The 12,958-nt window shown below is 59.4% G+C and carries 9 protein-coding genes and 1 rRNA gene; 6 read left to right on the top strand and 4 right to left on the bottom strand.

The genetic code is table 11. The features are described 5' to 3' along the window. Positions 1-92 precede the first annotated feature (92 nt). Complete coding sequence (locus AC1RO5_RS20780) at positions 93-431, top strand: hypothetical protein (protein WP_019582912.1); 339 nt, start codon at positions 93-95, stop codon at positions 429-431. 48 nt (positions 432-479) lie between these two features. Here AC1RO5_RS20780 and lapD read toward each other — a convergent pair whose 3' ends face one another. Both lapD and lapG read right to left on the bottom strand, forming a co-directional pair. Beyond that, positions 480-2,426 (bottom strand): cyclic di-GMP receptor LapD, encoded by a 1,947-nt coding sequence (gene lapD / locus AC1RO5_RS20775; RefSeq protein ID WP_493177331.1) that lies wholly within the window; start codon positions 2,424-2,426, stop codon positions 480-482. Between the two features lie 14 nt (positions 2,427-2,440). After that, complete coding sequence (lapG, locus tag AC1RO5_RS20770) at positions 2,441-3,133, bottom strand: cysteine protease LapG (protein WP_493177330.1); 693 nt, start codon at positions 3,131-3,133, stop codon at positions 2,441-2,443. Between the two features lie 243 nt (positions 3,134-3,376). Between lapG and AC1RO5_RS20765 the strand changes: the two genes are divergently transcribed. From AC1RO5_RS20765 to AC1RO5_RS20745, 5 genes are all read left to right on the top strand, one after another. After that, positions 3,377-4,087, top strand: coding sequence for a GntR family transcriptional regulator (locus AC1RO5_RS20765; RefSeq protein WP_493177328.1), 711 nt, complete (start codon positions 3,377-3,379; stop codon positions 4,085-4,087). A 757-nt stretch (positions 4,088-4,844) separates the two neighbouring features. Further along, positions 4,845-5,621: a DUF3050 domain-containing protein gene (locus AC1RO5_RS20760; RefSeq protein ID WP_493177326.1), complete on the top strand. Its 777-nt coding sequence runs from the start codon at positions 4,845-4,847 to the stop codon at positions 5,619-5,621. After that, on the top strand, positions 5,618-6,547 hold the full coding sequence (locus AC1RO5_RS20755) for a diiron oxygenase (RefSeq protein ID WP_493177325.1): 930 nt from the start codon (positions 5,618-5,620) through the stop codon (positions 6,545-6,547). Before AC1RO5_RS20760 ends, AC1RO5_RS20755 begins: the two co-directional genes overlap by 4 nt. Positions 6,548-6,560: 13 nt before the next feature. Continuing rightward, positions 6,561-9,977: an amino acid adenylation domain-containing protein gene (locus tag AC1RO5_RS20750; RefSeq protein WP_493177323.1), complete on the top strand. Its 3,417-nt coding sequence runs from the start codon at positions 6,561-6,563 to the stop codon at positions 9,975-9,977. A 30-nt stretch (positions 9,978-10,007) separates the two neighbouring features. Next, the gene (locus tag AC1RO5_RS20745; RefSeq protein ID WP_493177321.1) at positions 10,008-10,475 is read left to right on the top strand and encodes an SRPBCC family protein; all 468 of its coding nucleotides are present in this window, start codon (positions 10,008-10,010) and stop codon (positions 10,473-10,475) included. A 118-nt stretch (positions 10,476-10,593) separates the two neighbouring features. Here AC1RO5_RS20745 and AC1RO5_RS20740 read toward each other — a convergent pair whose 3' ends face one another. Together AC1RO5_RS20740 and rrf are read right to left on the bottom strand one after the other, a co-directional pair. Then, positions 10,594-12,474 (bottom strand): methyl-accepting chemotaxis protein, encoded by a 1,881-nt coding sequence (locus AC1RO5_RS20740; protein ID WP_493177319.1) that lies wholly within the window; start codon positions 12,472-12,474, stop codon positions 10,594-10,596. A 409-nt stretch (positions 12,475-12,883) separates the two neighbouring features. Further along, positions 12,884-12,958, bottom strand: a 5S ribosomal RNA gene (gene rrf / locus AC1RO5_RS20735); the annotation flags it as partial.

The raw sequence follows: 12,958 nt of genomic DNA, 5'->3' as shown, positions 1-12,958 counted from the left end.
CGGGTGACGATTTCGTCGTCGCCCCGCATACTCGCCTGCGTTGGCCTATGCTGCTGACAGCACGACGCTGGTCCATTTCCGAGGGATGCTCAATGTTTTACGTGCAACGCGATGCGCAAGGTCAGTTAGTGCGCGTGGAAGCCACGGCCTACGCCGAGGCCACGGAAACGCTGCCGGCCGACCACCATGAAATCCAGGCCTGGTATGCCCACGAAGTGGTGGAGACCAGCCTCAAGCAGCTCAAGCAGAGCGACCTGGAAATGATCCGGGTACTCGACGACTTGATTCAGGTGCTGACCCAAAAAGGCGTGATCCGCGTCACCGACCTGCCGCCGGCTGCGCAAGCCAAGCTCATGGACCGGACCCAGGCTCGTGAGGCGTTGGGCGGGTTGAGCCAGTTGATCGATGATGATGAGACGGGGTTGATTTAACGCCCGACGCCGATCGTTCCCACGCAGAGCATGGGAATGATCAGTGGGCTACTGCCAAGGCTTCGGCTCACCAAACAACTGCCCCTGAACCCCGTACAACCCCATCTCGCGAATCACCGACAACTCCCCTTCGGTCTCGACCCGCTCGGCGATCAACGGCAAATCGATGCTGTGCGCCGCTCGCTGAATCGCCTCGATGAACAGGCGCTTGTCGCTCTCCAGATCAATCGCGCGGATGTAACTGCCGTCGATTTTCAGATACGCCAACCCCAGCCGCGCCAGGTTGCCGATCATGCTGAAGCGCCCACCAAAACGCTGCAGACTCAGCGAAAACCCAAGCTCGTGCAGACGCCGTGTCAGCTGTTCCAGCACCGCTTGCTCGGGCAATTGTTCTTCACCGATTTCCAGGGTCAGTCGTTCGCCAAGATTCGAATGCTGACGCAGGATGTCGAACACTGCGTTCAGCGCCTGCGGGTCCGCCAGTGTTGCCGAAGACAGGTTCAGCGCCAGCGACTCTTGATGGTCGGCCATCTGCTCAAGCACCAGTTCCAGCATCAGACGGTCCAGCCGCGCGGTCCAGCCGAAACGCTCAAGCCATGGCAAGAAACGCCCGGCGGGAATGGTCTGGTCCTGCTCGTCGAGCAGGCGCGACAGCACTTTGTAATGCAGCACCAACTTTGTGTCGTGGCTGGCCAGCACCGGCTGGAAATACAGCTCGAAACGCTGCTGGTCCAACGCCTGATCCAGCAGGGTGTGCCAGGCATGGTGATCGTCGCCAACCCGCGCCAGCGCACCCTGATCGAGGCATGCCCAGCTCGGTTCGCCCTGGCTTTCCGCCTGGGCAAGTGCCTGATCCGCCAACCCGATCACCGCTTGCGGCAAGTCGCCATGGGCAAACGGCGCCAGCCCGATCGAAGCCACCGAAGCCACGTCCGTGGCGCCCGTCGCATGCAGGCTCGCCAGGGCACTCTCCAGGTTGCTCGCCAGTTGCAGTGCTTCTTCACGCACCAGCCCCGGTGCCAACACGGCGAATTCGCCGCCACGAATGCGCGTAACGAGGTTCTGGGTTTCCGGGTACTTGGCGCACGCGCGGGACAACTGCTCGCCTACCGCTTTCAACAACTCATCGGTACGCTGACCGCCCAGCCGCTGGTTCAACCCGGCCAGATCCTTCACCCGCAACAGCAGCAAATAACCGGAGCTGGCCTGCTCCGAGTTGCTCACTCGCGCGTTCAATTGCATTTCGAAATAGCGCCGATTGGCCAAGCCGGTCAGGTTGTCCTGATAGGACTCGGCCCGCAGCTTTTCACTACGCTCGGCCTGCTCCTGGAACAGTGCCTTGAGCTTCTCGACCATCTGGTTCATGGCCTGTACTACCCGACGCAGTTCCGGGGTGCGCGGCAGTTCCGGCAGGCTGAGGAATTCGCGGCGAGCGATGGCGTGGGATTGCTTGACCATGTAGTCCAGCGGCTTGAGTTGCCGACGCAGCAACAACGCGCCCAGCACCGCACTCACCGCGCCGCAGAGCAGCAACCAGCCGAGGCTGCCCAACGCGCTCTGCCACAGCTTGGCCAACGCGAACATCGGATGGCTGACCACCTCGACCCGCGCGGCCTGCTCCCAGCCACGGCTGACAATCGCATCGCCACCGGCCGGTTCCAGGCCGATCAGTTTGACGAACCAGTCGGGCACGTTGGTGACCGCCGGGATGCCGCTGCGCTCGACAATCGTCTTGTCGTTGGTCAGATCAACCACGCGGATGCTCGCGTAGTAACCGCTGTCAAAGATCGAGCTGACCAGCAACTCGACCATCGCCGGGTCGTCGATGTTCGGCGTCAGGGACAGCGCCAATGCCGTCGCGGCGTCTTGGGCGTGAGAGCGCAACTGGTTGACGTACTGGGTGCGCGAGCTTTCCAGACTGACCATGAAGCTGCCGGTGAAGGCGACCACCAGGAACAGACAAATAGCGATCAACAGCTGTTTGAACAAAGACATCTGAGCGCGCGCTCCTAGTTAATCGTCTCGACCGGGAAACCTTCGGCCTGCATTTTCTTCAACACGTCCTGCCAGCGAGACAAGCGTTTGGTGTCTCCGACCTTCTTGTTGCCCTTGGCACCCGGTAGCCACAACCCTTCGGCATTGAAAGAGTAGACCGGCAGCAAATCGGTTCGCTGGTTGGCGGGCTTGATCGCATCGATCAGGCTGTCGAGCACCAAAGGCATGGCCTCGGGGTTCGCGTAGTAGGTCAGCACCATGTGCGCGCGGTTCAGGCGCAAAGCCTTGACGTAGGTAATGCGCAGCTTGTCACTGGAGACACCAAGATGACGCAGGCTGAAATATTTGGCGATAGCGTAGTCTTCGCAATCGCCGGCGCCCTTCCACAAGGCTTCGATGGGGGTTTCCCAATAATCGACCTCGTGCCACAGGTCGATGTCTTCTTCGTAGCGCATCTGCCTGTTGAAGAACTGGTTGACCACGTTGAGCTGCTCCAGCTCGCCGACCTGTTTTTGCGTGGCCAGCAACTGCTGCCAGGCATCGATGCGCTGCCGCCCTTCACCCAAAGGCCCGTACAATGCCTGCGCGCGACGGCTGATCAGCGAAAAATCCCAGTCGGCATGCAGCCCGCCCAGCATGACGCCGGCCAGCAGCAGTGCGCAGCCTAGCCAGCGCAAAGTCCGAGGGATCGCGAAACGTACCGCCAATGCGAGGCATCCAGGTCAGGCAGATGAAAATCTGCTTGATGGTGAAGGTTAGTCTGCTAAAAGACAATGGCACGGTGAGATCACTGCCAACACGCTAAACTTTGCATTACGGGTGCAATAAAAAGATCGCAGGAGCTGCCGAAGGCTGCGATTTTTTGACTTTCCGACTGTTTGACAACCCGTCAGGCAGTCACTAGTGTCCATTTGGATCCAAATATTTCAGCCAATCAGGGTGCGTTTGTCGTGACACAGAAGCCCAACCCTCTCAGCAGCATCAAGGTCAACGGGCCGATTCCCGCTCATCTGGCACGCTCGGTAATCGAAGAAACCCTGCGCGCGGCCATTCTCGACGGTCGTATTCCTTGCGGCACCGCCCTGCGTCAGCAAGACCTCGCCGACCTGTTCGGCGTTAGCCGTATGCCGGTGCGCGAAGCCTTGCGCCAGCTTGAAGCGCAAGCGCTGCTCAACGTGATCGCCCATAAAGGCGCGGTGGTCGCACCGCTGGTTCAGGGCGATGCGGCAGAGACCTATGAGTTGCGGATCCTGCTGGAGTCCGAAGCCTTGCGTCGGTCGATCCCCCTGCTTGAAGACGCCGATTTCCAACAGGCTGCACGCTACATCGAAGAGTTGGAAACGGAACACGACTACACCGAGATAGGCCGGCTCAATCGCCTGTTCCACATGGCGCTTTACAACAAAGCCCCCAACCAGCGGCTGCTGAGACTGGTCGAGGACGGGTTGAACGAAGAGGAACGCTTTCTGCGCTTCAACCTGGAAGCCATGGGCCTGGGCAAACTGTCCCAGGAAGATCACCGAGCGTTGTTGCGGGCCGCCGAGGACCGGGATATCGAGCACTCGGTGATGTTGCTCGAAAACCACCTCAACCGGGGTGTCGAAGTCATCACGCACTACCTCGCAAGCCCTGAGGCGCAGCGCAGAAAAACCTCGAAGTAAACCGCGGCGACAACCCCGAGCGAACCCATTGAACGGCTCGCTTTCGTTTGCCGCGATTTCTAGCCGATCCGCACCTGGACTGCTCGACGAACAAATCTGCTTACAAATCCCCCTTTTGTTCACACCGCACCGGTGTGCAACGACTTCTTGCCCACTCCCCAAAGCCCCTGCCACCCCCGAGCCCGATAATTGCACCTATCAGATCATGCAGGGGTGATAGCGACTGCCGTGAATTACGCTCACTCTTGAGCTGCCAACGAACAATGACGGGCGACGCACCGCACCCGCGGAGCAGTCACCCGCACCAAGAACCAATGGAAGGAGTCTTGTCACGGGAAAGGAAGAACCGGCGTCGCTCCCAGCCAACTTCCACCCCCTCAGATCACGTCAACGATCCAAGTAGAAAGTTGCTTTGAGTGAGGCATTCACTCTTTATTTGAATTTTGGCTTATATACGCCGAAAGGAGCAACTACGCCAAAATAAAACTTTATATAAAAGTCTTATTGAAACTTCTCGCACTCAAGAAAGTTAAACTTTCAATTAATTAAAAAATGACTTGCCGGGAACTTTATTCGTGTATTAGTTTTTGTCCGCCGCCCATAAATACTGGGGGCCAGGCACTAATTAGCGATCACACAGACCTGAAAATCATCAATTCAATTGAGGCACCCGCTCGCCAATAGAAAGCTTCAAGCAACCGTTACTTATTGATCAACACTCCCTCAACGGTATTCCAGATCACTTATAGGCTCACTCATGAAACCGACTAAAGATCGTCTTAATCAGAAGAAAGCAGAACTTGGTGCGCACCCGATTTTTTCTGAAATACATTCGTTATCGGTGCTTCAACGCTTCATGGAAACCCATGTGTTTGCCGTGTGGGATTTCATGTCGCTGACCAAACGCCTGCAACAGGAACTGACCTGCGTTCAGCTGCCCTGGCTGCCGCCACGAGATCCGCAGGCCGCGCGTCTGATCAACGAGATCGTGCTCGGTGAAGAGTCCGATGATCGTCCGGTCCAAGGTCACTACAGCCATTTCGAGTTGTACCTGGATGCGATGCGCGAAGTCGGTGCAAGCACGGTCGCCGTCGAACGCTTCGTGGCGCTGCAAAAAGAAGGTGTGAGTTACGAGGTGGCCTTGCAAAGCGTGGACGTCGACCCTGCGGCGGCGCAGTTCGTGCGCCATACCTTGCACACCGCATTGCATGCACCGGGGCACAGTGTGGCGGCGGCGTTTCTGCACGGCCGCGAGAGTGTCATCCCGCAGATGTTCCAGCGGATTCTCGACGACTGGGGCATTGGCATCGAACAGGCGCCGACCTTCCGTTACTACCTGGAACGGCACATCGAAGTCGACTCCGAAGACCATGGCCCGGCGGCGGAAAAACTCCTCGCACGCCTGGTCGATGGCGATCCGCAGCGCGAAGAAGACGTTTACGCCAGCGCCATCGCCGCCGTGGAAAGTCGCATCGCGCTGTGGGATGGCTTGCGCCTGAGCATGAGCGAACCGCTTGCGGAGGTGAACGCATGAACGCCGCCGACTACCAATCCTTCGCCGACGCCTGGGAGAGCCGCGCAACCATTCGCACCCGCCCCCGGCGCGTGCTGGAGAACGATGACAAGCTGATCTATCCGCTGAGCCGCCAGCCGCTGGTGCTGAGCGAAACCTTCCTGCGCGAATGCCCGGAACAACGGGACTTTGCCCTGGTGCAGACGCTCTACAAGTTCATCAACGACGTGGTGATTTTCGAAACCGAGATCGTCGACAAGACCGCCCGCAGCATCGCCAAAAACCGCTTCAGCGTGGCGTTCCCGTTCGCCTGTCGCTACGACGCCATGACTGTGGTGGTGGACGAGGATTACCACGCCCTGGTGGCCATGGATTTCATGCAGCAGACCGTCGCCATGACCAGCATCGCGCCGATCGAACTGCCGGATGAAATCGAACTGAGTCGCGCGATTCCAGCCGCCGTGGCGCTCGCACCGGAGCACCTGCGCAGCGCCGTAGAGCTGATCTGCGTGGCCATCGCCGAGAACACCGTGACCGGCGATGTGGCTGCGTTCGCCAAGGACGATACGGTCAAGCAGTCGATCAAGGGCCTGATGGCCGACCACTTGCTCGACGAGGGCCGTCATTCCGGGTTCTGGTCGCGGCTGGTGCGCATCTATTGGCACACCGCAAGCGAAGACGATCGCCAGTGCATCGCGCACATCCTGCCGGTGTTCATCGGCCATTACCTGACCAACGACATCCAGAAGTCTTTCGACTTCCGCCTGATCGACGCCTTGCAGGTCAGCGACGTGGCGCGTCGAGCACTCAAGAGCGAAGTGTCGGGGCTGGCCTTCCCGATCAATCGCCATCACCCGTTGGTCGCCAACATCGTGCGGTTTTTCCGCAGCAGTTCGCTGCTCGATTCACCGTGCGTGCAAAGCGCCCTGAGCGACTACCTGGTTTAACGAGGAGAACATCATGAGACGTCTCGATATTTTGCTCATCGGGCAAAGCCAGGCCCTGACCGAACTGGCGCTGGAGCTCGAACAACACGGTCATTCACTGGCGCGACTTGCGAATGTGGAAGAACCGCCGCCGGGCACATTTGATTTGCTGATCGACGATGCGAGCCTGCCGTTTCGAGACTTCGGCAATGCGCCGCGCTTGATGCTACAGCTGGGTGTCGGGCTGCCTGGAGCCTGCGGGCTGCCACCGTTGGACCTGTTGTGCACGTACAACTCGACGCCGCTGAGTCGCGTGCCGGTCGCCGAAGAGTTGTCCGGCAACGGCCAGGCATTGCGCCTGCAAGCAGTGGTCGAGCTGGTCGATCACGTGACACTGCTGGTCAGCCGCTTCTCGCGGGATGCCGACTATTTCCTGCAGGCCGAACCAACGACTTCCGCGCACTTCGAGCAGGTAGAAAACCTGCTGTTCTTAGAGCACCTGGCCTTCGTCCATCGCCTCAACAACACGGCGGAACCACGGCTGCTGCAGCTCGGGCAGGTTCCGATGATCGAGCGGCTCGAACAGCGCTTCATTCAGTCTGCCGAGCGTGCGGCGCTGAACATTGCCGGCACGTCGCTGAGCTATCGGCAACTGCACGCCCACAGCCGCGCCATCCAACAGCGTTTGCAACCGTTGCTCGATCAGCATCAAGGACCGTTGGTGGTCGGGATCTGCCTGCCAAAATGCAGCGCGTTGTATGCGGGGATTCTGGCGATCCTCGGCAGCGGCGCGGTATACCTGCCGCTGGAGCCGAGCCACCCGCTGCAACGTCAGCAGTACATTCTGGAAAACGCCAGGGCGGTGTTGTTGCTGCATGACGGAGAACACCCGCTCGGAGAGACGATGCCGGGGCTGGACATCAGCCGTATCGACAGCGGCGATGTGAATCTCGACCAACCCTTGATGCGCCAACGCCCCGATCTCGACGCGCCATGCATGGCGCTCTACACCTCGGGCACCACAGGTCACCCCAAAGGCGTGCTGCTCAGCCAGGCCAACCTCGCGCACTTCACCGCGTGGTACGCCGACTACGTGCAGCTGACCGAACAGAGCCGGGTGTTGCAGTTTTCATCGTTGAGTTTCGACTCGTCACTGATCGATATCTTCCCGACCCTGCTGCAGGGCGCAGAACTGATCGTGCCCAACGAAGACCAACGTCGCGACCCGCTGCAACTGGTCGAGCTGATCCGCCACCAACAACTCAGCCATGCCTTTTTGCCGCCAGCCTTGCTGAGCATCCTGCCGCTGGATCAGTTGCAGGTCCTCGATCATGTGATGACCGGCGGCGATGTCTGCGAACCCTACGTGGTGCAGCAACTGACCCGCCAAGGCAATCTCTACAACCTCTACGGCCCGACCGAAGCCACAGTGCTGATCACCGCGCGGCAACTGCGTACCGGCGACAGCAACCGGACCCTCGGCGCACCAATTGCCAACAGTCAGGTGCTGATCCTCGATGAGGATTTGCAACCGGTGACCGAGCAAACCGTCGGTGAGTTGTACATCGTCGGTCCGGGGGTGTGCCTGGGTTACCTGAACAACCCGCAGCAGACAGCCGAACGCTATCTGAACCTGCGCCTGCCGAACGGCCAGAGCCTGCGCGCCTACCGCTCCGGCGACATGGCCAAGTGGACCACCGACGGTATCGAGCTGTGCGGGCGGCGAGACAACCAGGTGAAGATTCGCGGCTTTCGGGTCGAGCCGGAAGAGATCGAACGCTGCCTGCGCGACAGCCAGCTGTACCGTCAGGTGGCGGTGGTCATCGATAGTCATCGGCGGATTCTGGCCTTTCTCGCGCAACCCCAGGAAGCGCAACCCGGTGCTGCTCGCGAAGCCTTGAAAGCCCATGCGATGCAGTTTCTGCCGGACTACATGCAGCCGATCGCCTGGACCGAACTGGCGAGCATGCCGTTCGCCAGCAACGGCAAGGTCGACCGCAAAGCGCTACTGGAACTGCCCGTCAACGTGACCGAAAACAGCCCACGGCGTTTGCCCGCCAGCGCCGATGAAGCGCTGTTGCTGGAGATCTGGGCCGAGCTGCTGGAGCTGCCCGCCAGCGACATTTCCACCGACGAAAGTTTCTTCAACCTCGGCGGGCATTCGATCCTGCTGTCGCGCATGCTCCTGCGTTTGCGTGAGGAGTTCGGCCGCAGTATCTCGATCAACCGCTTTATCGAGCTGCCGACGATTGCGAAGCTGGCGACGTTGGTACGCGGCTCCGGGACCGAGGAAGTGCTGAGTGAAAAAGCCCTGGCCGACGCCTTCCGCGAATTGGACATTGAGCCGTTGCCGGTCAGCCGAATGGGCGATGTGCACAAGGTGATCGTCACCGGTGCCAACAGCTTTGTCGGTGTTCATATCGTCGAAGCTCTGCTGGCCTGGGGCGCCAGCGAAGTGGCGTGCCTGGTGCGCGATGGCGGCGGGCAATCGGCGGCGCAACGCTTCGCCCAGGCGTTGCGGGAAAACCGTCTGGAACACCTGGACCTGAGCCGGGTGCAAGTTTACGCGGCAGACATCACTCGCCCGCAACTGGGGCTCGGCGAAGACGTCTATCAACGACTGGATCGCGAATTCGGCGCGCTGGTGCACAACGCCGCCAACGTTAATCACGTCCTCGATTACGAGTCTTTGGCGCGGGATAATGTCGAGCCGATTTTCGAGTGCCTGCGCCTGTGTGAAGGGCGTAGCAAGAAGATCTTCAATTTTGTCTCGACGCTCTCAGCCTCCAGCACGATTTCCGACGATGGCCGGGTGCTGGAATTGCCCGCCGCGCAGACGCCACCGATCTACATCAAGAACGGCTACAACCTGTCCAAGTGGGTTGGCGAGCGGATTCTCGAACGGGCGCGGGGGCGCGGGGTGCGGGTCAATCTTTATCGCCCCGGCAACATCAGTTTCAACAGCCTCACCGGCGTCTGCCAGCCCCACAAGAACCGCCTGATGCTGATGCTCAAAGGCTCGATCCAGCTCGGTCAGGTGCCGGAGTTCGCACTGAATTTCGACCTGATGCCGGTGGATTTTCTCGCCCGTTTCATCGCCTTCCATGCCAGCCGTTACCAGGCCGAAAAAGCGGTGTTCAACCTGCACAACCCAGAACCCCTGAGCTGGGACACCTACGTGGCGTCCTTTCGCGAAGCCGGTCGCGAGTTTTCCATGGTCAGCGTCGCCGACTGGCAGCAGCAATTGGGCCGGGTCGACAGTGATAACGCGCTGTTTGGCGTGCTGGGTTTCTACCTCAACGGCTTCGAGGAAGACATCGGCGACATCTCGATGATCGGCCACGACAACGCCCAGGCCGGCTTGCGGCAGATGGGCGCGCACTACCCGGAAAAATCCCCGGCGCTGCTGCGACGCGGCTGCGACTACCTCAAAGAAATCAATTTCATCTGATTCACCCTAACCAAGCACGGAGCAAAAACCATGAATACTCTGCAACCCGATACCCTGATCAAAAACCCTCACGGCTGCCACGTTGTGTCTTCGGTGGAAGTACCGGCCGACACGGCGCAAGTCTGGGCAGTGGTCGGCAATTTTGCCGGCTTCGACCGATTCATTCCGGCGTTGTCGCACATCGAAATGACGGGCGAAGGTGTGTCGTCGCTGCGCAAGAAGTTCTTTAAGGACGGCAACCTGGTGGTCGAGCAGCTCAACTCCCGCAACGACCAGGCGCTGAACATGACCTGGACCACGATCTACAACACCTTGGGCGTGGCCAATTTGTGGGCAGCGATGAGTGTGGAATCCCTGGGCGCAGACAAGTCGCGGGCGACCTGGACGATCATCGCCGAGCCGGCGCAGGGCGGCGCCGAGGCCCTGCCAGGGTTCAAGGAGTTCGTTCAGGGGTTTGCCGATGATGCGATGGGGAATGTGGTGAAGCTGTTTGAGTAGGGCTTCGGTTCAGCGGTGACTGATCTACCGCTTTCGCGGGCAAGCCTCGCTCCTACAAGTTAGTTGTAGGAGCGAGGCTTGCCCGCGAAGAACGATAACGCGGTAAAACTGACCTCAATCAGATCTTGAAGCTATCAACCAGTTGCTTCAAACGATTGGCTTGCTGAGACAGCGCATCACAATCCTTCAATGTTTCATTGAGGTTGGCCACGCTTTGCTGATTCAACAGGTTGATCTGGTTGACGTCGACGTTGAGGGTTTCCACCACGGCCGTCTGCTCTTCGGTCGCCGCGGCCACCGATTGGTTCATGCCGTCGATTTCGCCGATGCGCTGGGTCACGCTGACCAGTCGCAGGCCGGCCTGGTTTGCCACTTCGACGCTCTGCTCGCTGGACACCTGACTGGCGTTCATCGTAGTCACCGCTTCACGAGAACCGATCTGCAGCGAGCTGATCATCTTGTGGATCTCTTCCGCGGACTCCTGGGTGCGATGAGCCAGGTTGCGCACCTCATCCGCCACCACCGCAAAACCACGACCGGCCTCACCGGCACGGGCCGCTTCGATGGCCGCGTTGAGCGCCAGTAAATTGGTCTGCTGGGAGATGCCTTTGATCACATCCAGAATGTGGCCGATGTTGTCGGTGCTCGCGTTCAGGGTTTCGATCTGCGTGCAGGACAGGCTGATTTTCTGCGACAGCTCGGTCATGGCCTGGATGGTTTGCTCCACCACCTGACGGCCGTCATCGGCCTGCTCGCTCGCGCCGCTGGCGTGTTGCGAAGCATCGGCGGCATTGCGGGCGATTTCCTGGGTGGCGGCGCCCAATTGGTTGATCGCCGCGGCCACGCTATTGGTGCGGGCGCTTTGTTCGTCGGAGCCGATGATCGAGGCGTTGGACGATGCCATTACCCGTTGCGACAGATCATGAACCTGGCGGGTCGCCGAGGACACTTCACAAATCGATGCGTGAATCCGCTCCACGAACTGGTTGAAGGAACCGCCCAACTCGCCGAACTCGTCTTTGCTTTCTACGACCAGACGACGGGTCAGGTCGCCCTCACCCTGAGCGATGTCCTGCATCGCACGGCCCATCGTGGTCAGTGGACGCATCAGCACATTGATCAGCAAGCTCAGCAGCACGGCAATGGCGGTCACGGCGATGAACATCGCGATCAGCGCCGAGGTGCGGAACTGGCTCAGTGGTGCGTAGGCCTTGGCCTTGTCAATCGACAGACCGACGTACCACTCGGCATTCGGCAAACCGCTCACCGGAGTGAACGAGAGGATGCGGTCCTGCTTGTTCAGTACGACTTCCTGGATGCCTTTCTCGATGCGAACACTGGAACCCGGATAGATATCTTTCAGGTTCTTCATTACCTGATCCTTGTCCGGGCTGACGATCACTTGACCGTCGGCGCTGACGAGGAACGCGTGACCGATGCCACCGAAGTCCACCGAGTTGATGATCTTCACCAAGGTTTCCAGGCTCAGGTCGCCGCCGACCACGCCCAGCAGTTCGCCGTTCTTTTTCACCGGCATGGCGATGGTCACCACCAGCCCGCCGACCGCGGCCATATATGGCGGAGTCAGCATGGTCTTGTCGGCGACTACGGCTTGTTTGTACCAAGGGCGCTGACGCGGATCGTAGCCGTCCGGCATCTTCGCGTCAGGACGCTGGGTGAACATGCCATTGGCTTGCCCGACGTAGGTGAACTGGAAGTTCGAGGTGAGGGCCGGTTGATCGACCAGCCCCAGCAAATCGGCATTGGCACCTTGATGGGCGACGTTCTGCGCGAGGTTTTCCAGGACCAGCACGCGGCCGCTCATCCAGTTCTGCACGCTGCTGGCAGTCAGGTCGCCGGCTTGCTCAACGGAGGACTCGATGTTTTGCCGAATGGTGTTTCGTTGCAGATAGTCGTTGTACAAAGTGAACAACGCAAACGCCAGCACCACGACGCCTGAAGCGGCCAGCAGGATTTTATGGCTGAACTTGAGATTCATTTCATGGGACTTCTTATGCCAAAAGTGGGGATGCGTTCCGGGTTGCAACATTCCATGTGACAGCGCAGACGGCATTCTGAAGCCGCTCTACTTTGGTGCACGCATGTGTCATCAGTCTTTCGGCACGAGCGGGAGAAAACTTAAGGATTTGTACAAAACCCGTCAGATAACCGCCGAACGGCGTGCTAGAAGGGACGGATTATTGGGCTTACCGCACGTCATGATCGCGGTGTTGGGTGTTTGGGTTGTGGTGTTATCGATGAGGGGGGGGTCTATATCTGATGCTACTGGCTCGAAGGAGTAGCAAGACACGCAGACCTGGATTTGACCCACTTCGGACTTAGACTTCTATAAGCCCAGAAAGACAAAACCCCTGTCTGCATAAGCAGACAGGGGTTTCGGAATTCAATCTTGACGATGACCTACTCTCACATGGGGAAACCCCACACTACCATCGGCGATGCATCGTTTCACTGCTGAGTTC

The sequence above is a fragment of the Pseudomonas sp. GW822-FHT02G04 genome, assembly GCF_058802085.1.
The sequence above is the reverse complement of the archived record's forward strand: the minus strand, read 5'-3'. Positions and strand labels throughout refer to the sequence as shown.

What these genes read in the sequence shown, in the direction of transcription:
- AC1RO5_RS20780 (WP_019582912.1), top strand. Translation starts at nt 93, where the DNA reads ATGTTTTACGTGCAACGCGATGCGCAAGGTCAGTTAGTGCGCGTGGAA.
- lapD (WP_493177331.1), bottom strand. Translation starts at nt 2,426, where the DNA reads ATGTCTTTGTTCAAACAGCTGTTGATCGCTATTTGTCTGTTCCTGGTG.
- AC1RO5_RS20760 (WP_493177326.1), top strand. Translation starts at nt 4,845, where the DNA reads ATGAAACCGACTAAAGATCGTCTTAATCAGAAGAAAGCAGAACTTGGT.
- AC1RO5_RS20755 (WP_493177325.1), top strand. Translation starts at nt 5,618, where the DNA reads ATGAACGCCGCCGACTACCAATCCTTCGCCGACGCCTGGGAGAGCCGC.
- AC1RO5_RS20750 (WP_493177323.1), top strand. Translation starts at nt 6,561, where the DNA reads ATGAGACGTCTCGATATTTTGCTCATCGGGCAAAGCCAGGCCCTGACC.
- AC1RO5_RS20745 (WP_493177321.1), top strand. Translation starts at nt 10,008, where the DNA reads ATGAATACTCTGCAACCCGATACCCTGATCAAAAACCCTCACGGCTGC.
- AC1RO5_RS20740 (WP_493177319.1), bottom strand. Translation starts at nt 12,474, where the DNA reads ATGAATCTCAAGTTCAGCCATAAAATCCTGCTGGCCGCTTCAGGCGTC.